The following is a 21,682-nucleotide window of genomic DNA, read 5'->3' as shown; positions in this document are numbered from 1 at the left end:
CCCTGCCGAGGAGCCGAGACCCGAATGTTTGTTCGTACCCTGAAGAAGTTCTTGCTCATCATGCTGGTGGTGGTCGTTTACCAGAACTGGGGCAAGATCGAAAACCTGGTTCATCCCTCCTCCACCGTATCGGAGCACGCGCAGGCCAATGCGAAAGTGACGTTGTACGCCACCGACTGGTGTGGCTACTGCAAACAGACGCGGCGCTTTCTCGACAGCCAGGGCATTCGCTACACCGAGTTCGATATCGAGAAAGACGCCGCAGGGCGCAAAGCCTATGAAGCACTGGGTGGCCGCGGCATTCCCCTGATCGACGTGAACGGCACGCTGATCAGAGGCTTCAGCGAAGAGCAGATCCTCGCTGCGCTGAAGTAACACCGAACGTCTGGCTGCCCAGAGTCAAACCGGATTGCAACCCGCTGCCTCGGCCTTCTCTTCAGAGAGATCGGGGCGGAATGGCTCCAGATTGAATTCATCTTTATTGCGCGCAATGTTGAAGTGGCACACCAACTGGCGACGCATGCCCCCGCCATCATTTTGTTTCCACTGAAAATCGTTTTTGTACTTGCGGACCAGTTCGGCATACACCGCGTCAGAGCCTGAAGAGCCCGTTTGCTTCTTACCCAATTCGGTCAGCACGACCGACAGTGACCACTCATCTTCTCCCGTGCCCGGGTCAGGGCGTAATGTCCACGTGGCGGACTGAATATAGCGATCGATTGTCTTGCCCGATTCAGAGACAGCCTGATCATCGGCGTTACAGACAAACGTTGCATCTTTAGCGGGGGAATCAGGAAGTGTCATTGCAATAATCGGCACCCAGACACCGGTTTGTGAGTAATAACGTTGTTGATCAAACCGGGCATCGTCTTTGCCGCCCCCAGGTTCCGGCAAATAGAAAAAGGCCTGAATCGGCAAGTTCTTATCAGGCGTTTCAGCACTCCAGGTATCCAGTCTGAGTTCATTCTGCTTATTGAAAGACGTCTTTCCCATCTCGCGCATGGCGCTCAAACTGGCATTGAAGTTGTCAGTTGCGTGACGGTCCAGCGGGTCGCGCACATCAAACCCGCACTCGTTACGGTTATCGCCTTTGGTCTGCGTCTTGTACTGCTCTGCCCACTGGCGACCGGTCTCGATCTTTTGAGAAAAGCACTCAGCGCCTTTGCCTGGCGCGCTCGCGGCCGGCGAGGTGCCGCAGCCTTTATCGATCCGTGAGTCAGTGCCGCCGTCCATCGGGAACGAACACAGCACGTTGTAGGCGCTTTTGCCAGCCGGCAGATCCTGGATCGGAAAGAGCACGTAGCCATTGTTTTCATAGCGGACGAGCCGAGAAAACTTGGCATCCTTGCGCAGATAAGAAAACGACGTACCGCCGCTTTTTACCGAGCCCGGGCTCGGATCCCAAGAGTTATAGTCGTCCGACGGAATGGTAGCCCTGAAAATAACGCCGTTGCACAAAAACGCAGGTGACGAGGCTTTTCCGCAGTTTTCCCTTGTATCGTAATATTGACGTGTCAGCGCCTTTGCCGTATCCGCGCAACTGGCCGCATAAATATCAGCGGACTGAATGGCGAAAAAAAGAAGCGATACCCCTAACGCATTGCCGTTTGCCATGACGTGCACTCCTGTCCGTGGAATTAATCAATGCAAGTTACACAACATCGGAAGTATGAGCGGCGCACAGGGCTCCGACGTCCGCCTCGACCGGACCGCTTTGTTCCAGGATGAAATAAGAGATTAAACCGCGTGGCTTTTTTAACAACTGTCACAACTGACAGTGACGGCGACTGTGTATTAATCCGTCAGATCGATACGCAATTAAAACAATGCATTTATTCGGCGCCGCACTAAAGCCCGGCGTTGCACCGGGCTTATTTCCGCATCACCGATTCAAACCGCCTTGATTTGAAAACCGAAGCGTGGGAAGTGCACGTGCACGGTACCCGCGCGGTCGTCTTCGCGGCGCAGGATGATCTCTTCGCGCCCGCTGAACACCAGCTCTCCCGCCACCGCGTCAACGCCGTAATCCACCGCGGACACGGTGACCTGTTGGCCGACAGCAAAACCATTGGGATCGGTGAACGCTTCGTCAGGCACCGGGGCCGGCGTGGCAGCGCGCGCAATTTCAACGGCGTCGCCCGAACTCAATTCGCTCGGTGCGCCATGACCGAACGCGATAACGCGCTCGTACCAGCTCAGCACCGCCGGATAGGCATCCACGAGCGGGGACGTGACAGGGGTTTGTTTCAGGAACCACAGGGTGTGGGCCACCGAGAAATCAGCAATCGAGGGGGCGCCGAGAAGGAAGTCGCCATTGCGCTCGAGCTGGGTTTCCAGACGCGCCATCAGTGTAGGCCATTGATGCTGAGCCACTTCCAGCGGGACACGATTGGCGCTGCCGCCATTAAACAACGTGGCGCGGTCGGCAACGAATGCCTTCACAGCCTCAGGCGGGACCTTGGCGAAACGCGCGGCCATGGAGGCAGGTTGAAACACCAGGCTGACGGAATGCAGAAACAATACTGAATCCGCCCACGCGGCCAGGCTTGCCGACGTGAACTCCTGACCTTCGGGGTAGAAGGTCGGCGAGGACTTTTCCTGCTCCAGGCGCCGGGCGATCAATGCGGTGTCGCAGTAGATGTCGGCGCCCACTTGCAGAACCGGGGTTTTGCGATAGCCGCCGGTAAGGGGCATGAGGTCTGGCTTGGGCATGATCGACGGGATGTTGACCGAGCGCCATGACAGGCCTTTGAAGCCCATCATCAGTCGGGCTTTTTCGGCGAACAGGGACATTGGATAGTGATGAAGAATCAACTCAGACATGCTTCGGGCCATCCGCAGGGAGAAACCACCAGCTTATCCCCCCGAAGCCTCACGGCATACCCGCTCAGGCTGATGGCGCGGCATCACCCGGCTGGATGTCGCCGGCAGCCAGGCATTCCTTGGCGCTTTTGCGCAGTTTTTTGATCAGCCTCTCCTGCCGCAGGGCATCCCCCTTGTCGCGACAGGCCTCGACATACACCAGCGCCACCGCGGGGCTCGAGCTGAAAAAACGCGCGCCTTTACCGCTCTGATGCTGGGCGAATCGGCGCTGCGGATCGTTACTGATGCCGCAGTACAACGAACCATTGGCCGCGCGCACCAGATACACGAACCAGGACTTGACCAGGGCGGTGTCGGGTTCGGGTGCGGTGGCGATTTCGGCTTCAGACATGCGGGACCGTGGAGCAATAGCGGAGGGAACGGATTCTATCAAAGCGTCAGCGGCTGGCCTGAAAAGCCTTCAGCCCCTTCTGACCCTGTGCACGGATGGCGTTTTGCACAAACGGTGCCCAGCCCAGTAAAGCGCCCTTCGTGCCGAGGGCCTGACGCGACCAGCGCCACAAATCGAACTGATCGTGGTGCTCGCAGATCTTGCCGTCCCGAAAGACAAACCGCGCCTGAATGTCGTTGACCACCGTGCGACCGGTCTGGCTGAACAGGTAGGTCGCGACCCAGTGCGCAGCACCCGTCGTGGCATCGGCACGGACCTTGTCGTAAATCACCGAGAAGTCACGGGCGCGGGAAGTCAGCATGCGCCACATGTCGCCGGCATCCCGCCCGCGCAGCTCGCCAAACACCGGGTCGGAAAACACCACGTCTTCGCTGTAGCACGCGGCCATTGCCTCAGCATCCAGACGACTGAAAGCCTCGTAAAAGCGCGTGATCAGCGCGCTGTTGTGTTCGCTGGTAAAGGTTTCGCTCATGGGAACGCCGTCCATGGAAATAGGATGCCTGCACAATAAGCGGCTGCGCCCCGTTTTGCCACGGGCATTCCCATGGGAAATGCCACCTTTAGACTTTCTCGCTGGTCACGCCAACGTAAAGCGCGCGCCCGGCGCCGAGGCCGGCGATGATCGCGGCAACGCCGATGATGCCAAAGATCCAGCCCACCGAATCCCAGTTGCCGGTCCAGTCATGCACGACGCCTACCGCAAATGGGCCGAGCGACGCCAGGGTGTAGCCAAAGCCCTGGGCCATGCTCGACAGATTGGCGGCGACGTGGGAGTCGCGCGAGCGCAACACGATCAGCGTCAATGCCAGGCTGAACGTCCCGCCCTGCCCCAGCCCGAGCACAATGGCCCAGGCCCACAATTGCTCGATCGGTGCATACAGGCAGCCGAACAGACCGGCCAGGGTCAGCAGCATCACCAGCACAATGGCGATCCGCTGATCCTTGCCGCGCGTGGCCAGCCAGGGCGCGGTCAGCGAGCTGACCAGTTGCACCATGATCGAACCGGACAACAGCAGCCCGGCTTCGGTGGCAGTCAGTCCGCGCCCGATGAGGATCGACGGCAGCCAGCCGAACACGATGTAGGCCAGCGACGATTGCAGGCCCATATAAAGGGTGACTTGCCAGGCCAGGGGATCGCGGCGCAACCCACGCACTCTATAGGCCACCTGATGCTGACCATGGCGCTGACGCGTCTGCGGCCACCAGAAGATTGCGGCGAGAATCGCCGGGACGATCCAGAAACCCAGACCCAGTGTCCAGTCGCTCCCGTTGCCGTTACCCAGCGCCTCGCTCAACGGAACCGTGGAGCCCGCCGCAACCGCAGCGCCCAGGCACAGCGCCATGGTGTAGACGCCCGTCATCGCGCCGGCCTGTCTGGCGAAGTCGCGTTTGACGATGCCAGGCAGCAATACCCCGATGATGCCAATACTGGCTCCGGCCATGATGCTGCCGGCAAACAGACCGAACTCGCCCAGGGAACTGCGCAGGATGATGCCGCAGGCCAGCGTCAGAAGAATGCCCAGCACCACGCGCTCACTGCCGAAACGCCGCGCGAGGATCGGCGCAAGCGGCGCGAACAGGCCCAGACATAGCACCGGCAGCGTGGTCAGCAAGCCGGCCGTGGCCGCAGAAAGTCCCAGGCTTCGTGACACCTCGCTCAACAACGGCGCCATGCTCGACAACGCCGGACGCAAATTCAGCGCCACTAGCACTAAGCCCAACAACAGGAACCATGGGCGTTTCAGCACAGGATGATGCTCCTGCACTTGCTCGTCATCGGCTTCTGCGTCGATCAGCAGCTCGGTTATTTCGTGAGGGGTCGAAGGATTGGAACGGGGACTGCTCGCCGTCGGCGCCTTGGTCGTCATGGGATTCTCGTGGGGGCAGGAGGATGTAACAGCGCATTGCGCAAAGCGGTAATCCTGTTGGAGATCGGCAGAGAACACAAGTTTTACGAAGATTGGGTACAGTTTTGCGGCAGACGTCAGGCGACCGGCCATAAAAAACCCGGGCACAGGGCCCGGGCTCTTGGTATTGCTGCTACTGACTCAATGCAGAATCTGGCTGAGGAACAGGCGCGTACGATCACTTTGCGGATTATCAAAGAAGTCGTTTGGCGCGGCTTGTTCGACGATTTCGCCTTTGTCCATGAAGATCACGCGGTTGGCCACGGTCCGGGCGAAGCCCATTTCGTGGGTCACGCAGAGCATGGTCATGCCCTCTTCCGCCAGGCCGACCATGGTGTCGAGCACCTCTTTCACCATTTCCGGATCCAGGGCCGAGGTCGGCTCGTCGAACAGCATGATTTTCGGCTTCATGCACAGCGCGCGGGCAATCGCCACACGCTGTTGCTGACCGCCGGAGAGCTGACCCGGGTACTTGTGCGCCTGCTCCGGAATACGCACGCGCTCCAGATAGTGCATCGCGATTTCTTCGGCCTTGCGCTTGGGCATCTTGCGCACCCACATCGGCGCCAGCGTGCAGTTCTGCAGGATGGTCAGGTGCGGGAACAGGTTGAAGTGCTGGAACACCATGCCGACTTCGCGACGAATCGTCTCGATCTGCTTAAGGTCGGACGTCAGCTCGGTGCCATCGACCACGATGCGACCCTGCTGGTGTTCTTCCAGACGGTTGAGGCAGCGAATGGTGGTCGACTTGCCCGAGCCCGACGGGCCGCACAAGACGATGCGCTCGCCCTGACGCACGTTCAGGTTAATGTCTTTCAACACGTGGAACTGGCCGTACCACTTGTGTACGCCTTCCATCCGGATCATGCCTTCGGCGCCCAGAGGCTTACTGATAGCTTCACTCATCACAAAACTCCTAACGCTTGTGGCCTGTGTCCAACTTACGCTCCAAATGCATGGAGTAGCGGGACATGCCGAAACAGAAGATCCAGAACACCAGGGCCGCGAACACGTAACCCTCGGTCGCCATGCCGAGCCACTTGGGGTCGGCGGCCGCTTGTTTGACGCTGTTGAGCAGGTCGAACAGCCCGATGATGATCACAAGGCTGGTGTCTTTGAACAGCGCGATCACTGTGTTGACGAGGCCGGGAATCACCATCTTCAGGGCCTGCGGCAGAATCACCAGCCCCATGCGGCGCCAGTAGCCCAGACCCATCGCCGCAGCCGCTTCGTACTGGCCTTTCGGAATGGCCTGCATGCCACCCCGAACCACTTCGGCCACGTACGCCGACTGGAACAGAATCACGCCGATCAGCGCGCGCAGCAGCTTGTCGAAGTTCATGCCTTCAGGCAGGAACAACGGCAGCATCACCGACGACATGAACAGCACGGTGATTAATGGAACGCCTCGCCAGAACTCGATGAACGTCACGCATATCACGCGAATGGCCGGCATTTCGGAACGGCGTCCCAAAGCCAGCACCACGCCCAGCGGCAACGCGCCAGCGATACCCACCGTGGCGATCACCAGGGTCAGCATCAAGCCGCCCCACTGACTGGTTGCAACCAGGTCCAGGCCGAACACGCCGCCATGGAGCAGGAAGTAGGCAATGATCGGGTAGATGAACAGGAACGACAGGCCGTAAATCGCCTTGCGCGGCATCACTTTGATGAACAGCGGCGCGACGCCGATGATCGCCAGCCAGACGGTCAGATCAACCCTCCAGCGCAGGGCCTGCGGGTAGTAGCCGTACATGAACTGGCCGAAGCGCTGTTCGATGAACACCCAACAGGCGCCGGCCTTGGTGCAGTCTTCGCGCGTGGTGCCGACCCAGTTGGCATCGAAGATGGCCCAACTCAGCAGCGGTGGAACGACCAGCCAGATCAGGTAGATCGCGAACAGGGTCAACAGCGTGTTGATCCAGCTCGAGAACAGGTTCTGGCGCATCCATGCCACCGGGCCGAAGACTTTGCTCGGCGGTGGCATGTCGGGTTTGAAAGTATGGGATGTCATGCGCGTTTCCTCACCGCTCGATCAGCGCAATGCGCTTGTTGTACCAGTTCATCAGCAGGGAAATGCTGATACTGATCGCCAGGTACACGCTCATGGTGATGGCAATGACTTCGATGGCCTGGCCGGTCTGGTTGAGCACGGTACCGGCGAACAGCGAAACCATTTCCGGGTAACCGATACCGGCGGCCAGCGACGAGTTCTTCGCCAGGTTCAGGTATTGGCTGGTCAACGGCGGGATGATCACCCGCAGCGCCTGCGGGATGATGACCTTGCGCAGCGTCGGCCCTGGACGCAGGCCCAGCGAGCGAGCTGCTTCGGTCTGGCCATGGCTCACCGATTTGATGCCCGAACGCACGATTTCGGCAATGAATGCCGCCGTGTACACCGTCAGGGCGAGGGTCAGCGCCAGCAGTTCCGGGATCAACACCCAGCCGCCAACAAAGTTGAAGCCTTTCAGCTCAGGCACTTCCCAATGCACCGGTGCACCGAAGATCAGCGCGCAGAGCGCAGGGATCACGATGAACAGCGCAAGGCCCGCCCAGAACTTGTGAAACGGTACGCCCGTGGCTTCGAAGCGCTTGTTCGCCCAGCGCGTCATGAACACGATGGCGACAATGGCCAGCACCACGCTGATCACGAAAGGCCACGCGGCATCGGTGGCAATCGCGGCCGGCATGTTCAAGCCACGGCTGCTGACGAAGAACGAGCCGAGAAACCCGTGGGCAGCCCGAGGACCCGGCAGGGTCAGGAACACCGCGAAGTACCAGAACAGGATCTGCAGCAGCGGCGGAATGTTACGGAAGACTTCAACGTAAACCGTGGCCAGCTTGTTGATGATCCAGTTGTTGGACAGACGCGCGACGCCGACGATGAAGCCCAGCAGGGTCGCGAGAATCACGCCGATGAACGTCACCAGCAGCGTGTTGAGCAAACCGATCAGGAAAACCCGCGCGTAGGTGTCCGACTCCGTGAACGGAATCAGGTGCTGCGCGATACCGAAGCCGGCACTGTTTTCAAGGAAACCAAAACCTGAGGTGATACCCCGGTGTTGCAGGTTGGTCTGGGTGTTATCGAACAGATACCAACCCATCGCGACTACGGCGACAACCGTAATTATCTGAAATAGCCACGCACGCACTTTAGGGTCGCTGAGGCTGAGCCTCTGCTTGGGTGCGCTGATTTGATTTTGCATGGAGTGCCCCGGAAGAAGTGCAACAAAGCGCCCGGCTGCGATTCCCGCAGCCGGGTGCAGGTCAATCAACGCACTGGAGGTGCGTATTGAATGCCGCCAGCGTTCCACAGAGCGTTCTGACCGCGAGCAATCTCCAGAGGAGTGCCTGCGCCCAGGTTCTTCTCGAACATTTCGCCGTAGTTACCGACTTGCTTGACGATCTGTACGACCCAGTCTTTCTTCAGCTTCAGCTGCGGACCGTAGTCGCCGTCGGCACCGAGCAAGCGGGCCACGTCAGGGTTTTTGGTGGATTTGGCTTCGGCTTCAACGTTTTTCGACGTGACGCCTGCTTCTTCCGCGTTCAGCAGCGCGTAGCCGACCCAGCGAACGATGGTGGTCCAGTCTTCATCGCCACGGGCGACAACAGGGCCCAGCGGTTCTTTGGAGATGGTTTCAGGCAGGACGACGTAGTCCTTCGGCGAGGCCAGCTTGGAGCGCTGTGCGTAGAGCTGGGATTTGTCGGAGGTCAGTACGTCGCAACGACCGGATTCCAGCGACTTGGCGCTTTCGTCGGAGGTGTCGAACGTGATCGGGGTGTACTTGAGGTTGTTGGCGCGGAAGTAGTCCGACACGTTCAGCTCAGTGGTGGTACCGGCTTGAATACAGATGGTCGCGCCGTCCAGTTCCTTGGCACTTTTCACGCCCAGCTTGCTGTTGGCCAGGAAGCCAACGCCGTCGTAGTAAGTGACGAAGCCCGGGAACACAAGGCCCATGCTCGCGTCGCGGGAGCTGGTCCAGGTGGTGTTACGCGACAGGATGTCGATTTCGCCGGACTGCAGGGCGGTGAAGCGCTCTTTGGCGTTCAATTGGCTGAACTTGACCTTGGTCGCGTCGCCAAACACCGCCGCAGCAACAGCGCGGCAGAAGTCGGCGTCGATGCCCTGGATCTTGCCGCTGGCGTCCGGAACCGAGAAACCTGGCAGACCGTCACTGACGCCGCACTGAATAAAGCCCTTCTTCTGAATGGCGTCCAGCTTGGCACCCGCTTGAGCGAACCCGGTCAGACCGAGCGCTGCAGCGGCGGCCACTACAGCCAGGGTGGATTTCAACATCTTCATTCAAACCTCCAGTTTGCTCTTTGTTGTGTAGAGCCTTAGCCCCGTCGCACCCTTGTGAGGCATTCATGACCCGTGCTGGCTTGTTTTTGGGTCATGCGACGTTGAACCCGTTTATCGCCACTGACGCCAGGCATCTGGTCATCCCGTATTCGATGTGTCGCGAGTCCAGCAGACTGAAGCCCCATGATGTCCTTGAACCCCGAGGTTCAAAGCGAATCGTGCCGGGAATCCTGCTCGATGATTCCATGCTGCCTCCGACGCAACACTCGGCTGTCTGCTTGATAGCCTATTAGTGTTACCGCCCGAGGTGAGCGCCTTCACTCCGCGGGTTGTGTAGCAAAGCCCGTACCACCATGCTGGCAATGTCGAATTAGCGACAGGTCAAGATCAAAACTTGTAACCTTGCGACATCCGAAATCCCATGTTGAAGGCCCAACGCACCGCCTTAAAGCGCTGCGCCGACGGCACCGCACACTAATGGAGCACACATGACTGAACCGTTGATCATCGAGCCGGAATTGGCAGTCGATGCCTGCGTGATCTGGCTGCACGGCCTGGGGGCCGATCGCTACGATTTCCTGCCGGTGGCCGAGATGCTGCAGAAGACGCTGAAGACCACGCGGTTCATCCTGCCGCAGGCGCCGACCCGGGCGGTTACCATCAACGGCGGCTACGCGATGCCCAGCTGGTATGACATCAAGGCCATGAGCCCGGCCCGCGCCATCGACAGCGACGAGCTGGAAGGTTCGGCGCAGGACGTCATCAAGCTAATCGAACAGCAACGAGACAGCGGCATCGACCCAGCGCGAATCTTCCTGGCAGGGTTTTCCCAGGGCGGCGCGGTGGTGTTGCACACCGCCTTCCTGCGCTGGGAAGGCCCCCTCGGCGGCGTGCTCGCCCTGTCCACTTACGCACCGACGTTCAGCGACGAAATGAGCCTGTCCGCCAGCCAGCAACGCATCCCGGCCTATTGCTTGCACGGCAGCAATGACCCGGTGGTTCTGCACGCCATGGGGCGAGCGGCTTACGAGCACTTGAAGGCCCAGGGCGTCACCGTGACATGGCAGGAATACCCAATGGAACACGAAGTGTTACCGCAGGAAATTTCCGACATAGGTGTCTGGCTCGCGGATAAGCTTCGCTAGTCCACTCATTTGATCCTTCCAATTGCGTTGTGGATTTGCTAGGACACTACGCCGCGCCGGGTTCTTGCTTTACACTCCCCGGCGTACATTCCTAAATCACTCGATGAGATCACCGTGCTCAAAGCACTTAAAAAGATGTTCGGAAAAAGCGAGGCTGAGCCGCTCGCGCCTGCTGCCGCCCTCCCCATCCCCCAGCGCCAGACCGAAAGCGTCTCGCGGGAACCGTCAGCAGCAGAAGTGCACGTGCCTGCGCCCGAGCATTTAGCAGCCACCGCACCGGCCGTCACCTCGCCCGCCAAGGCTGAACGTCCGCGCCGTGAACGTGCGCCCAAGCCCGTCGTCATTCCCTGGAACCTCGAAGACTTCGCCGTCGAGCCCCTGGAAGGCAAAACCCGTTTCCACGATTTCCCCCTCGCCCCCGAATTGATGCACGCGATCCAGGACCTGGGTTTCCCGTACTGCACGCCGATCCAGGCCGGCGTGCTGGGTTACACCCTCAAAGGCCGCGATGCCATCGGCCGTGCCCAGACCGGCACCGGCAAGACCGCCGCCTTCCTGATTTCCATCATTACCCAGTTGACCCAGACGCCTCCGCCGAAAGAGCGCTACATGGGTGAACCCCGTGCGCTGATCATTGCGCCGACCCGTGAGCTGGTGGTGCAGATCGCCAAGGACGCCGAGGCGCTGACCAAATACACCGACCTCAACGTAATGACGTTTGTGGGCGGCATGGATTTCGACAAGCAGCTCAAACACCTCGAAGCGCGCCACTGCGACATCCTGGTCGCCACGCCAGGCCGTCTCCTTGACTTCGCCCAGCGCGGCGAAGTGCACCTGGACATGGTTGAGGTGATGGTGCTGGACGAAGCTGACCGCATGCTCGACATGGGCTTCATTCCCCAAGTGCGCTCGATCATTCGCCAGACCCCGCACAAGGGCGAGCGCCAGACGCTGCTGTTCTCCGCCACCTTCACCGAAGACGTGATGAACCTGGCCAAGCAGTGGACGACGGACCCGGCGATCGTCGAGATCGAATCGCTGAACGTCGCCAGCGACACCGTCGAGCAGCATATTTATGCCGTAGCCGGTGCCGACAAGTACAAGCTGTTGTTCAACCTGATCAATGATCACGGTTGGGAGCGGGTGATGGTCTTTGCCAACCGCAAGGACGAAGTGCGGCGTATCGAAGAGCGCCTCGTGCGTGACGGCATCAATGCCGCGCAGTTGTCAGGCGACGTGCCCCAGCACAAGCGCATCAAGACGCTGGAAGGCTTTCGCGAAGGCAAGATTCGGGTGCTGGTGGCCACTGACGTTGCGGGTCGAGGGATTCACATCGACGGCATCAGCCACGTGATCAACTTCACCCTGCCCGAAGTACCGGACGACTACGTGCATCGCATCGGCCGGACCGGTCGTGCAGGCGCAGACGGCGTGTCGATCAGCTTCGCCGGTGAAGACGATTCGTACCAGCTGCCCTCGATCGAAGAGAAGCTGGGCCGCAAGATCAGCTGCGAAACGCCGCCGACCCATTTGTTGCGGCCAGTGGTGCGCGTGCAGAGGGCGATTCCTGCGGCAGAATGACGCCACACATCTGCAGGAGCGTGGCTTGTCCCGCGATCGGCGACGCAGTCGTCGCAATGGCTGGGAATGGGGCTATAGCTGACACACCACATTTGCTGGCCTGACTGCCGGTTCCCGGCAGATCGCGGGACAAGCCACGCTCCTACAACGCTGAGTTTGCAGTCTATTTCCAGCGATCCGCAGCCTTGTGGTCGCTGTCTCGCCCTTCGACCCAGCGCGGTCCTTCTGACGTGTTTTCCTTCTTCCAAAACGGCGCTCGAGTCTTCAGGTAGTCCATGACGAAATCGCAGGCCTCGAATGCGGCCTGGCGATGGGCGCTGGCTACTGCAACGAACACAATCGGCTCGCCAGGCGCCAACTCGCCCACCCGATGTATCACATGCAGCTTGAGCAACGGCCAGCGCTGCTGCGCTTCGTCGACAATCTTGAGCAACGCTTTTTCGGTCATGCCGGGGTAGTGTTCAAGGAACATCCCCGCCACTTCACGGCCGTCGTTGAAATCCCGTACGTAGCCAACAAAGCTGACCACCGCACCCACGCCGACGTTGGCGTCGTGCATGGCGTTGACTTCAGCACCGGGATCGAACGCGGCGGCTTGCACTCGCACGCTCATATCAGCCTCCGGTGACGGTCGGAAAGAACGCCACTTCATCGCCCGGCTCAACGGCCGTGTCCAGGGAGCACAGCTCCTGATTGCGGGCGCACATGATGCCTTTCTCGCTCAGCACTTCCCACACGCCGCCGCGCTCGAGCAGATGCTGGCGCACGGCGTCGACGGTGGCGAACGCGCCTTCGAGTTTCTCGCTTTCGGTGCCGAGGGTTTCGCGAAAACGCGCGAAGAACTGAACTTGCACGTGAATGGTCATTGGGCGCTCACCTGCTCGTCGGCGATGAAGTGTCCGGTCTTGCCACCGAGTTTTTCGAGCAGCCGCACGTGCTCGATGGTCATGCCGCGGTCCACCGCCTTGCACATGTCGTAGATGGTCAGGGCCGCGATGCTGGCGGCGGTCAGCGCTTCCATTTCCACACCGGTCTGGCCGGAGAGTTTGCAGCGGGCAACGATGTGCACGGTGTCAGGGCTTTGAGCCGTGAGTTCAACCTTCACGCCCGTCAGCATCAACGGGTGGCAAAGGGGTATCAGATCGCTGGTTTTCTTCGCGGCCTGGATGCCGGCGATGCGGGCGACGGCAAAGACGTCCCCTTTGGGATGCCCGCCTGCGACGATCATTTGCAGGGTTTCGGGCAGCATGCGCACGCGCGCTTCGGCCACGGCTTCACGGAACGTCACGTCTTTTTCAGTGACGTCGACCATGTGGGCGCGACCTTGGGAATCGAGATGAGTGAGCACGGGATGACTCCTGAACAGGAGCGGGGATTGTAACGCCGATAAGACCCGAACTGCATCGAGCTGGGTGAGAAACCGCGTCAGGCGCGGGTCGTAGGAGCCGGCTTGCCGGCGAATGCAGTGGATCAGTCACAGTTGCAGTGAATGACTGGACGCGTTCGCCAGCAAGCCGGCTCCTACAAGTTCAGCGGTGAGTGGAGATTCATGTATAGGCGTGGACCACAGGTTTACAAATGGCTCTCCGCGTATTCAGCCAGGATCGAGCGTGGGACACCTTGCAGACTGATGTGCACGCCGTTGGGGAAATCCTTGAAGCGCTCCGTCAGGTAGGTCAGCCCCGAACTGGTGGCCGACAGATAAGGGGTGTCGATCTGCGCCAGGTTGCCCAGGCAGACCACTTTGGAACCGGCACCGGCACGGGTGATGATGGTTTTCATCTGGTGCGGCGTGAGGTTCTGGCATTCATCGATCAGGATCAGGCTCTGCTGGAAGCTTCGGCCCCGGATGTAGTTGAGGGATTTGAACTGCAGCGGCACCTTGCTCAGTATGTAATCGACGCTGCCATGGGTGTTTTCATCGTCCATGTGCAACGCTTCCAGGTTGTCGGTGATCGCGCCAAGCCATGGCTCCATCTTTTCTGCTTCGGTGCCTGGGAGAAAGCCGATTTCCTGGTCGAGCCCCTGCACGCTGCGGGTGGCGATGATGCGGCGATATCGCTTGCTGACCATGGTCTGCTCGATGGCAGCGGCCAGGGCGAGAATGGTCTTGCCCGAACCGGCCGCGCCGGACAGGTTGACCAGATGGATATCCGGATCGAGCAGCGCGAACAGCGCCAGTCCCTGATAGATGTCACGCGGCTTCAGCCCCCACGCTTCCTGGTGCAGCAGCGGCTCTTGATGCATGTCCAGCAACAGCAGTTCGTCAGGTTTGACGCCTTTGACCCAACCCACGAACCCTTGCTCATCGATGATGAATTCGTTGATGTGCACAGACGGAATCTGCTCGATCATCTGCACTTTGTGCCAGGTGCGGCCGTGATCCTGACGGGTGTCGACCTTGCTCACCCGGTCCCAGAAAGAGCCTGTCATGTTGTGGTAACCGCGGGACAGCATCGACACGTCGTCGACCAGTTGGTCGGTGCTGTAGTCCTCGGCCTCGATGCCACAGGCCCGCGCCTTGAGGCGCATGTTGATGTCTTTGGTGACCAGTACGATGCGCGTGTCCTTTTTCCGCGCGTGCAGATCGATCAACTGGTTGATGATGATGTTGTCATTGAGGTTGTCAGGCAGCACCCGGTTGGGCTCTTGCCGCTTGTTCATGAGGATGGACAGATAACCCTTGAAAACGCCTGTACCGCGATCGATCGGTACGCCTTTTTCGACCTCCTCCGGGGTCGCTTCGCCGAGCGTCTTGTCAATCAACCGGATCGCCTGCCGACATTCGGCAGCGACCGAGTGCTTGCCCGCCTTGAGCTTGTCCAGTTCTTCCAGGACCGTCATGGGGAGTGCAACGTGATGTTCTTCGAAATTCAGAAGCGCGTTTGGATCATGGATCAATACGTTGGTATCGAGCACGTAGAGGATTGGCTGGTTAGAGGAAGGGGTGCGTCCGTGGTCATCCATACTCGCTCACCTTTGTAGTAGCCAAGTGACGCAACACACAGCGATGCTGCGCCACGAAAAGGCCGCCGAGGCTTTCCCCTTGAGGCAGGAGAAAATTGCGCAAAGTGGGGTCTGGAATGACGCCACCTGTGTTGCAGGGTTCGGCGGTCTGTTGTCGTAATACCGCAAAACCGATGACATAAAAACGCGTTTCGGCGCTTTTTGAAGTTTATTTTTCAGGCGGCGAATTAGCCCTTGGCGGATGGGTCAGCCGCGTTTACAGTCGGAAGTCCGGTCTGGGACAAATCCTCAGAAATTTCCGACATCCCCCCTCGTTATTCCCCGTCTTTCACTGGCGGCACCGTCTGCTCAACCGCTGCACCCGGCTGCTCGGCTGGCTCCACTACGGCGTCATCGTCCGGCGCGTCAGCCTCGTCATCCTCATCTTCTTCGTCCGCCAACTGCTGCGGATAGATATGGCAGTCCTCCCACATCACGCCGCTTTGCGCGGTATTGGCCATCAGCCATGGCACCGCCTGCTGCGGCTTGTCCGTGCTGTCATGAAACACCACATTGCCGCGCCGCCAGAGCAGCATCAGCGTCAGCACGCGGTTGGCGGCCTGCTCGGCGCTGATGCGTCCGGTGCTGTCCTGGGAATCGATGTTCCACAGCGAGACCCGCAGCTGCTGATCACGGAAGAACGGCGCACTGTCGGCCCGACGATGCCCGTAAGGCGGGCGGAACAGCGGCACGAAATTGTCCGGCAGCACCTGCTGAACCAGCGCGGCCGTACGCTCGATGGAGTCCTGCCAGTCACGCCAGTGGGCATGGGACCTGAACTCCCAGCCCTGGAGGCCGACGCATTGCTGCCGGTAGACGTTTTGCAGCGCTTGCGCCGAGGTGCTGTCGAGACGACTCTGCAGGCTCTTGCCCAGGACGAAGAACGTCGCGGTGATCTTCTGCTGGCGCATGAAGTCAGCCAGCCAGTCCGTGGCGCCATCAGCGACGGTCGGACCGCTCTCGAAATTCAGCAGGAAGGTCCGGTCCGGCATTTCCTCGCCGCTGAGTTCGTCGGAGTTGTAGCGCTCGATCTCGCTGCTGGTCTGCGGGAACAAGGCGGCCATGCGCAAGAGTTCGTTGAGATAACGCTGGTTGAACGCATCGGCCGGCGCTGCCCACTGCGCATAGAAGGAATCATCGGCCACTTTGTATTCGGCGGCGCGCTGGCGCAGCATCGGCACGTCGTCGACCAGCACGCAGAACGAGGCGTCGGCTCCGCAGGTTTTTTCAGCGAATGTCCAGTTCTCGAACAGGCGCGTCCATAACCGTGTGCGGATCAGGTTGACCGTCGGCAGGTTGATCTGGCGCAGACCCAGGCGCGCGCCAAGCTGGGCGTCGCTGAGGTTTTCGCTTTCCAGCAACTGATGGGCGAAGCTGAGAATTTGCGCGCGGGACGCGACGTCGAACAGCTGCGGCGTTTCCAGAGCCTCCGGCCAGACCGAGCGATCCAGCATCGCGATATCGCCCGTGGCCGCCTGTGCGTTGAGCCCCAGCAAACAGGCTCCGATCAATAACAGCATGCGCAACACAACGTGCTCCCAATCCTTGATAAAGAGGCCGAAAACCGGCGAAGCACTATAGCGGATTTGCCTTGGGCCAGAACGCCGGATTCGGACACGGCCGCTGCAGGAGCGCGCCTATCGACACCATAGCTGGAGTGATCCGCACGCAACCCCTAGAATCGCCCGACGATTAAAGGAGACCTGCCCATGCTGATGGTGATTTCCCCAGCCAAAACACTCGATTTCGACACCCCGCCCACCACCAAGCGTTACACCCAGCCGCAATTTCTGGATCACTCCCAGGAGCTGATCAAACAGCTGCGCGACCTGACCCCGGCGCAGATCGGCGAGCTGATGCACCTGTCCGACAAGCTCTCGGGTCTCAATGCCGCCCGCTTCGGCAGCTGGAATCCGGCCTTCACTCCCGAAAACGCCAAACAGGCGCTGCTGGCCTTCAAGGGTGACGTGTACACCGGTCTCGACGCCGACACCCTGAGCGGACCCGATCTGACGTACGCCCAGAAGCACCTGCGCATGTTGTCCGGGCTCTATGGATTGCTGCGTCCTCTGGACCTGATGCAACCCTATCGCCTGGAAATGGGCACAAAGCTGGCGAACGCGAGGGGCAAGGATCTTTATGCATTCTGGGGCGACCGCATCAGCGAGTGGCTGAACGAGGCGCTGAAAGAACAAGGCGACGACGTGCTGCTGAACCTGGCGTCGAACGAGTACTTTTCGGCGGTCAAGCGTCCGGCCCTTAATGCCCGCGTGATCGAAACCGAGTTCCGCGACCAGAAAAACGGTCAGTACAAGATCATCAGTTTCTACGCCAAGAAAGCCCGGGGCATGATGACTCGCTTCGTGATCTCCGAGCGCATCAGCAAGCCCAAAGACCTGACGCAGTTCGATGCCCATGGCTATCGATACAGCAAAGAGCTGTCCTCTCCAGACAAGCTTGTTTTCCTGCGCGACGAGCAAGACGCCTGAGCTGCAGCTCTCCTCTACTGCGCCAAAACGCATGCCTGTCTCGACCAGTCGACGGGCATCGCGACGCTACCCGATCCCCACTTCAGTGCATTTCACAGGGCGCTTCTCTCGCCGTTTTGATGCGCCTAGGTAAACCCCGTCATTCGAATGCATCTATCCATCCAACCGACCGCAAAGAAAAACAGTAACTCTGTTCGCAGATTCCCACACTTACTTAGTTCATAACCTACAGTTTGCGCGGACGAACGGTAGTGCTGCCGACTAATTGGCGCCAACTAACAGTCAAAAAATAACAGCTCTTTTTTTTCTCAAAAATTTAACAACTTTTTTTGAAGATTCCGGCCCACCGATTTGAACTAGTGGCACTCTAGCCTGCGAGCTGGCGAAAGCCTTATAAACTAAGGCTCAAACCTTGACTGCCTGCGTGTTGGATCCCGCCGAAATCCACCGAGTGTTACGAAAAATCTCAAAAAGAGGACGAGCGGCCCGGAACTTATGGGGAATGCCCACGCTCCTACATCCCGTAACAATTCTCGTCCCCCATGTAGGACATCTCTTACATGGCACATGGACAGATCTGGAAGTTGCTTCTCAACGAAGTAAGACCCGCCGGTCAAGTGGTACGTACAAGGAGTCACGCACCAAACTAGTTGAAGAGAAATTGAGCTAGCACCATTCGGGTGCCCGCAGTCGTGATCAGGGCTGATTCACCAGGAGAGGGCCATAAGCCTTGTCCTTGACCGCCTGAGCGCGACGCGCAAACCATCCGTTGGAGTGCCTGCCACATCCCAGATCGGGAACCTATATAAATATGTATGGGCCACTCGACACTTTTGATCTGTAGCATTCGGGTTTGCCTTTCATATAGGTAACTCACCCCTTAATTCTGCCTGTGCTTGTCACGCGACATTCATTTGCCGTGCGTACGAGTGCGCGAAAGTTGTAAGACAGTTTTTATATTCAGCCAACTAATGGCGTAAACATCGAGGAGATTACTATGCGTATCAGCATCTTTGGTTTGGGCTATGTCGGTGCAGTCTGCGCAGGCTGCCTCTCGGCGCGTGGTCATGATGTTGTTGGCGTGGACATCTCCGCCGCCAAGATCGATCTGATCAACAAGGGCAAGTCGCCAATCGTTGAGCCAGGTCTGGGCGAGTTGCTGGAAACCGGCATCAAGACCGGCAAACTGCGCGGCACCACCGACTTCTCCGAAGCGATCCGCGACACTGACCTGTCGATGATCTGCGTCGGTACTCCAAGCAAGAAGAACGGTGATCTGGAGCTGGACTTCATTGAATCGGTCTGCCGCGAAATCGGCTTCGTACTGCGTGACAAGAGCACCCGTCACACCATCGTCGTGCGCAGCACCGTTCTGCCGGGCACCGTCGCAAACGTTGTCATCCCGATCCTCGAAGACTGCTCGGGCAAGAAAGCCGGCGTCGACTTCGGCGTCGCGGTCAACCCTGAATTCCTGCGTGAAAGCACCGCGATCGCTGACTACGACCATCCTCCGATGACCGTTATCGGCGAATTCGACAAAGCGTCCGGTGACGTTCTGCAGTCCCTGTACGAAGAACTCGACGCACCGATCATCCGCAAGGACATCGCCGTTGCCGAGATGATCAAGTACACCTGCAACGTATGGCACGCGACCAAGGTCACCTTCGCCAACGAAATCGGCAACATCGCCAAGGCAGTCGGCGTCGACGGCCGTGAAGTGATGGACGTGGTCTGCCAGGACAAGGCTCTGAACCTGTCCCAGTACTACATGCGCCCAGGCTTCGCTTTCGGCGGTTCCTGCCTGCCGAAGGACGTCCGCGCCCTGACCTACCGCGCCAGCACCCTGGACGTTGAAGCCCCCCTGCTCAACTCCCTGATGCGCAGCAACGTTTCCCAGGTTCAGAACGCTTTCGACATCGTCGCCGCCAGCGACACTCGCAAAGTCGCCCTGCTGGGTCTGAGCTTCAAGGCCGGTACCGATGACCTGCGCGAAAGCCCACTGGTCGAGCTGGCAGAAATGCTGATCGGCAAGGGCTACGACCTGAGCATCTTCGACAGCAACGTCGAATACGCTCGCGTTCACGGCGCCAACAAAGACTACATCGAGTCCAAGATCCCGCACGTTTCGTCCCTGCTGAACTCGGACTTCGACGCGGTCATCAACAACTCCGACGTGATCATCCTGGGTAACCGCGACGAGCGCTTCCGTGCACTCGCCAACAGCGCGCCAGCCGGCAAGCGTGTGATTGACCTGGTGGGCTTCATGAAAGGCACCACCACCGAAAACGGTCAAATCGAAGGTATCTGCTGGTAACACACAGCGAGCTGCAAGCCACGAGCTGCAAGTTTCAGGCTTCATCCCTCCAGTCCCGGGCGTCAGCGCCTGCGACTGGAGGTTTGAAGCTTGCGGCTTGAGGTTGCAACTGACTTAGGGATACACACTATGCAAAGGCTGAAGCACGGCTTCCTCCAGGCCGCAGGTTGGCTGTTTTATCTGACGTTGCTGGCAGCCATCGCCATGGCACTGCCTGCATCGCTGTTTGACTCGCACTCCAAAGATTTTATTTTCCTGATCGGTATCGTCGGCATCTGGCGTTACTCGATGGGCGCAACGCACTTCGTGCGCGGCATGATTTTCCTGTACATCGTCTACCCGCACCTGCGCCGCAAAGTGCGCAAGCTGGGCAAGGCAGCCGATCCGTCCCACGTGTTCCTGATGGTCACCAGCTTTCGTATCGATGCGCTGACCACGGCTCAGGTGTACAGCTCGGTGATTCGCGAAGCCATCAACTGCGGCTTCCCGACCACCATCGTGTGCTCCCTGGTGGAAATGTCCGACGAGCTGCTGGTCAAGGCACTGTGGGCCAAGTACAACCCGCCGGAGCACGTGAAGCTCGACTTCGTGCGCATCGCCGGTACCGGCAAGCGTGACGGTCTGGCGTTCGGTTTCCGCGCCATCTCCCGCCACATGCCGGACGACCGCGCCGTGGTGGCGGTGATCGACGGTGACACCGTTCTGGCCGAAGGCGTCGTGCAGAAAACCGTTCCGTGGTTTCAGCTGTTCGGCAACGTCGGCGGCCTGACCACCAACGAGTTCTGTGAAGTACGCGGCGGCTACATCATGAGCGAGTGGCACAAGCTGCGTTTCGCTCAGCGTCACATCAACATGTGCTCGATGGCGCTGTCCAAGCGCGTGCTGACCATGACCGGCCGTATGTCGGTGTTCCGCGCCACCGTGGTGACGGACCCGATGTTCATCGCCGACGTGGAAAGCGATTCGCTGCAGCACTGGCGTCTGGGCCGCTTCAAGTTCCTGACCGGCGACGACAAGTCCAGCTGGTTCAGCCTGATGCGCCTGGGCTACGACACGTTCTACGTGCCGGATGCCGCCATCAACACCGTTGAACACCCGCCGGAAAAAAGCTTCCTGAAGGCCAGCCGCAAGCTGATGTACCGCTGGTACGGCAACAACCTTCGGCAGAACTCCCGGGCCCTGGGTCTGGGCTTCGGTCGTCTCGGAATCTTCACCAGCATCGTGCTGTTCGACCAGCGCGTGTCGATGTGGACGTCGATCCTCGGCCTGACCGTTGCCATGCTGGCGAGCCTCAAGTTCGGTATCGAATACCTGCTGGCTTACCTGCTGTGGATCGGTATTACCCGTCTGATCCTGACGCTGCTGCTGTCGTGCAGCGGGCACAAGATCGGGCCGGCTTATCCGATGATTCTCTATTACAACCAGATCGTCGGCGCACTGATGAAGATCTACGTCTTCTTCCGTCTCGACCGACAGTCCTGGACCCGCCAGGACACAAAACTGAGCCGCGACATGGCCAGCTTCCAGGGTTGGTTCAACACCTGGTCGTCGCGGACCATGACTTTCTCGGCTGGCAGCATCTTCGTTGCCGTGCTGCTGACAATGGTCTGACCGGGCCTCTGACCGAAACAATGGATCAACTCGATTAATCAGGAATTACCAC

At 59.4% G+C, this 21,682-nt stretch carries 19 protein-coding genes and 1 pseudogene; 6 read left to right on the top strand and 14 right to left on the bottom strand.

Annotated features, from left to right (window positions below; translation table 11 throughout):
* Positions 1-24 precede the first annotated feature (24 nt).
* On the top strand, positions 25-375 hold the full coding sequence (locus ACQKEN_RS21725; RefSeq protein ID WP_427688639.1) for a glutaredoxin family protein: 351 nt from the start codon (positions 25-27) through the stop codon (positions 373-375).
* Positions 376-399: 24 nt separating this feature from the next.
* On the opposite strand, the gene ACQKEN_RS21720 is transcribed toward ACQKEN_RS21725, so the two are convergent.
* The 9 genes from ACQKEN_RS21720 to ACQKEN_RS21680 all read right to left on the bottom strand — a co-directional run bounded on the left by ACQKEN_RS21720 (position 400) and on the right by ACQKEN_RS21680 (position 9,484).
* Positions 400-1,614 (bottom strand): DUF2599 domain-containing protein, encoded by a 1,215-nt coding sequence (locus ACQKEN_RS21720; RefSeq protein ID WP_427688637.1) that lies wholly within the window; start codon positions 1,612-1,614, stop codon positions 400-402.
* Positions 1,615-1,890: 276 nt separating this feature from the next.
* Positions 1,891-2,823: a glutathione S-transferase family protein gene (locus ACQKEN_RS21715; protein ID WP_427688636.1), complete on the bottom strand. Its 933-nt coding sequence runs from the start codon at positions 2,821-2,823 to the stop codon at positions 1,891-1,893.
* Positions 2,824-2,887: 64 nt separating this feature from the next.
* Positions 2,888-3,214, bottom strand: coding sequence for a GIY-YIG nuclease family protein (locus ACQKEN_RS21710; RefSeq protein WP_427688635.1), 327 nt, complete (start codon positions 3,212-3,214; stop codon positions 2,888-2,890).
* Positions 3,215-3,260: 46 nt separating this feature from the next.
* On the bottom strand, positions 3,261-3,746 hold the full coding sequence (locus ACQKEN_RS21705) for a nuclear transport factor 2 family protein (RefSeq protein ID WP_427688633.1): 486 nt from the start codon (positions 3,744-3,746) through the stop codon (positions 3,261-3,263).
* A gap of 88 nt (positions 3,747-3,834) precedes the next feature.
* Positions 3,835-5,142 (bottom strand): CynX/NimT family MFS transporter, encoded by a 1,308-nt coding sequence (locus ACQKEN_RS21700; RefSeq protein WP_427688632.1) that lies wholly within the window; start codon positions 5,140-5,142, stop codon positions 3,835-3,837.
* A 180-nt stretch (positions 5,143-5,322) separates the two neighbouring features.
* Positions 5,323-6,087 carry an amino acid ABC transporter ATP-binding protein gene (locus ACQKEN_RS21695; protein ID WP_037014923.1) on the bottom strand — a complete coding sequence of 255 codons (765 nt, stop codon included), beginning with the start codon at positions 6,085-6,087 and terminating at the stop codon, positions 5,323-5,325.
* Positions 6,088-6,097: 10 nt separating this feature from the next.
* Positions 6,098-7,195 (bottom strand): amino acid ABC transporter permease, encoded by a 1,098-nt coding sequence (locus tag ACQKEN_RS21690; RefSeq protein ID WP_427688630.1) that lies wholly within the window; start codon positions 7,193-7,195, stop codon positions 6,098-6,100.
* A 10-nt stretch (positions 7,196-7,205) separates the two neighbouring features.
* On the bottom strand, positions 7,206-8,387 hold the full coding sequence (locus ACQKEN_RS21685) for an amino acid ABC transporter permease (protein WP_427688629.1): 1,182 nt from the start codon (positions 8,385-8,387) through the stop codon (positions 7,206-7,208).
* A 65-nt stretch (positions 8,388-8,452) separates the two neighbouring features.
* Positions 8,453-9,484: an amino acid ABC transporter substrate-binding protein gene (locus ACQKEN_RS21680; protein WP_108120679.1), complete on the bottom strand. Its 1,032-nt coding sequence runs from the start codon at positions 9,482-9,484 to the stop codon at positions 8,453-8,455.
* A 488-nt stretch (positions 9,485-9,972) separates the two neighbouring features.
* Between ACQKEN_RS21680 and ACQKEN_RS21675 the strand changes: the two genes are divergently transcribed.
* Both ACQKEN_RS21675 and rhlB read left to right on the top strand, forming a co-directional pair.
* A complete protein-coding gene (locus ACQKEN_RS21675; protein WP_427688626.1) occupies positions 9,973-10,629 on the top strand; it encodes an alpha/beta hydrolase in 657 nt (218 codons plus the stop codon).
* Between the two features lie 108 nt (positions 10,630-10,737).
* A complete protein-coding gene (gene rhlB, locus ACQKEN_RS21670) occupies positions 10,738-12,210 on the top strand; it encodes an ATP-dependent RNA helicase RhlB (protein WP_427688659.1) in 1,473 nt (490 codons plus the stop codon).
* A 163-nt stretch (positions 12,211-12,373) separates the two neighbouring features.
* Here rhlB and moaE read toward each other — a convergent pair whose 3' ends face one another.
* The 5 genes and pseudogenes from moaE to ACQKEN_RS21645 all read right to left on the bottom strand — a co-directional run.
* Positions 12,374-12,823, bottom strand: coding sequence for a molybdopterin synthase catalytic subunit MoaE (gene moaE, locus ACQKEN_RS21665; protein ID WP_427688625.1), 450 nt, complete (start codon positions 12,821-12,823; stop codon positions 12,374-12,376).
* Between the two features lies 1 nt (position 12,824).
* Complete coding sequence (locus ACQKEN_RS21660) at positions 12,825-13,076, bottom strand: MoaD/ThiS family protein (protein ID WP_108120676.1); 252 nt, start codon at positions 13,074-13,076, stop codon at positions 12,825-12,827.
* Positions 13,073-13,558, bottom strand: a complete 486-nt coding sequence (gene moaC, locus ACQKEN_RS21655) for a cyclic pyranopterin monophosphate synthase MoaC (RefSeq protein WP_427688623.1) — start codon at positions 13,556-13,558, stop codon at positions 13,073-13,075. The genes ACQKEN_RS21660 and moaC overlap by 4 nt, the downstream gene beginning before the upstream one ends.
* A 224-nt stretch (positions 13,559-13,782) precedes the next feature.
* Complete coding sequence (locus ACQKEN_RS21650; RefSeq protein WP_122535850.1) at positions 13,783-15,177, bottom strand: PhoH family protein; 1,395 nt, start codon at positions 15,175-15,177, stop codon at positions 13,783-13,785.
* A gap of 389 nt (positions 15,178-15,566) precedes the next feature.
* Positions 15,567-16,742: pseudogene (locus ACQKEN_RS21645) on the bottom strand (polysaccharide deacetylase family protein); the annotation flags it as partial.
* Between the two features lie 183 nt (positions 16,743-16,925).
* Between ACQKEN_RS21645 and yaaA the strand changes: the two are divergent.
* The 3 genes from yaaA to alg8 all read left to right on the top strand — a co-directional run bounded on the left by yaaA (position 16,926) and on the right by alg8 (position 21,630).
* A complete protein-coding gene (yaaA, locus tag ACQKEN_RS21640) occupies positions 16,926-17,705 on the top strand; it encodes a peroxide stress protein YaaA (RefSeq protein WP_427688621.1) in 780 nt (259 codons plus the stop codon).
* 997 nt (positions 17,706-18,702) lie between these two features.
* A complete protein-coding gene (locus ACQKEN_RS21635) occupies positions 18,703-20,019 on the top strand; it encodes a nucleotide sugar dehydrogenase (protein ID WP_427688619.1) in 1,317 nt (438 codons plus the stop codon).
* A 129-nt stretch (positions 20,020-20,148) separates the two neighbouring features.
* Positions 20,149-21,630: a mannuronan synthase gene (gene alg8 / locus ACQKEN_RS21630; RefSeq protein WP_133772052.1), complete on the top strand. Its 1,482-nt coding sequence runs from the start codon at positions 20,149-20,151 to the stop codon at positions 21,628-21,630.
* Positions 21,631-21,682 lie beyond the last annotated feature (52 nt).

The sequence above is a fragment of the Pseudomonas sp. NPDC078416 genome (assembly GCF_050268485.1).
Lineage (GTDB): Bacteria > Pseudomonadota > Gammaproteobacteria > Pseudomonadales > Pseudomonadaceae > Aquipseudomonas.
This window is presented reverse-complemented; position numbering and strand designations above follow the sequence as displayed.

What these genes read in the sequence shown, in the direction of transcription:
- ACQKEN_RS21725 (WP_427688639.1), top strand. Translation starts at nt 25, where the DNA reads ATGTTTGTTCGTACCCTGAAGAAGTTCTTGCTCATCATGCTGGTGGTG.
- ACQKEN_RS21720 (WP_427688637.1), bottom strand. Translation starts at nt 1,614, where the DNA reads ATGGCAAACGGCAATGCGTTAGGGGTATCGCTTCTTTTTTTCGCCATT.
- ACQKEN_RS21715 (WP_427688636.1), bottom strand. Translation starts at nt 2,823, where the DNA reads ATGTCTGAGTTGATTCTTCATCACTATCCAATGTCCCTGTTCGCCGAA.
- ACQKEN_RS21710 (WP_427688635.1), bottom strand. Translation starts at nt 3,214, where the DNA reads ATGTCTGAAGCCGAAATCGCCACCGCACCCGAACCCGACACCGCCCTG.
- ACQKEN_RS21705 (WP_427688633.1), bottom strand. Translation starts at nt 3,746, where the DNA reads ATGAGCGAAACCTTTACCAGCGAACACAACAGCGCGCTGATCACGCGC.
- ACQKEN_RS21700 (WP_427688632.1), bottom strand. Translation starts at nt 5,142, where the DNA reads ATGACGACCAAGGCGCCGACGGCGAGCAGTCCCCGTTCCAATCCTTCG.
- ACQKEN_RS21695 (WP_037014923.1), bottom strand. Translation starts at nt 6,087, where the DNA reads ATGAGTGAAGCTATCAGTAAGCCTCTGGGCGCCGAAGGCATGATCCGG.
- ACQKEN_RS21690 (WP_427688630.1), bottom strand. Translation starts at nt 7,195, where the DNA reads ATGACATCCCATACTTTCAAACCCGACATGCCACCGCCGAGCAAAGTC.
- ACQKEN_RS21685 (WP_427688629.1), bottom strand. Translation starts at nt 8,387, where the DNA reads ATGCAAAATCAAATCAGCGCACCCAAGCAGAGGCTCAGCCTCAGCGAC.
- ACQKEN_RS21680 (WP_108120679.1), bottom strand. Translation starts at nt 9,484, where the DNA reads ATGAAGATGTTGAAATCCACCCTGGCTGTAGTGGCCGCCGCTGCAGCG.
- ACQKEN_RS21675 (WP_427688626.1), top strand. Translation starts at nt 9,973, where the DNA reads ATGACTGAACCGTTGATCATCGAGCCGGAATTGGCAGTCGATGCCTGC.
- moaE (WP_427688625.1), bottom strand. Translation starts at nt 12,823, where the DNA reads ATGAGCGTGCGAGTGCAAGCCGCCGCGTTCGATCCCGGTGCTGAAGTC.
- ACQKEN_RS21660 (WP_108120676.1), bottom strand. Translation starts at nt 13,076, where the DNA reads ATGACCATTCACGTGCAAGTTCAGTTCTTCGCGCGTTTTCGCGAAACC.
- ACQKEN_RS21650 (WP_122535850.1), bottom strand. Translation starts at nt 15,177, where the DNA reads ATGGATGACCACGGACGCACCCCTTCCTCTAACCAGCCAATCCTCTAC.
- yaaA (WP_427688621.1), top strand. Translation starts at nt 16,926, where the DNA reads ATGCTGATGGTGATTTCCCCAGCCAAAACACTCGATTTCGACACCCCG.
- ACQKEN_RS21635 (WP_427688619.1), top strand. Translation starts at nt 18,703, where the DNA reads ATGCGTATCAGCATCTTTGGTTTGGGCTATGTCGGTGCAGTCTGCGCA.
- alg8 (WP_133772052.1), top strand. Translation starts at nt 20,149, where the DNA reads ATGCAAAGGCTGAAGCACGGCTTCCTCCAGGCCGCAGGTTGGCTGTTT.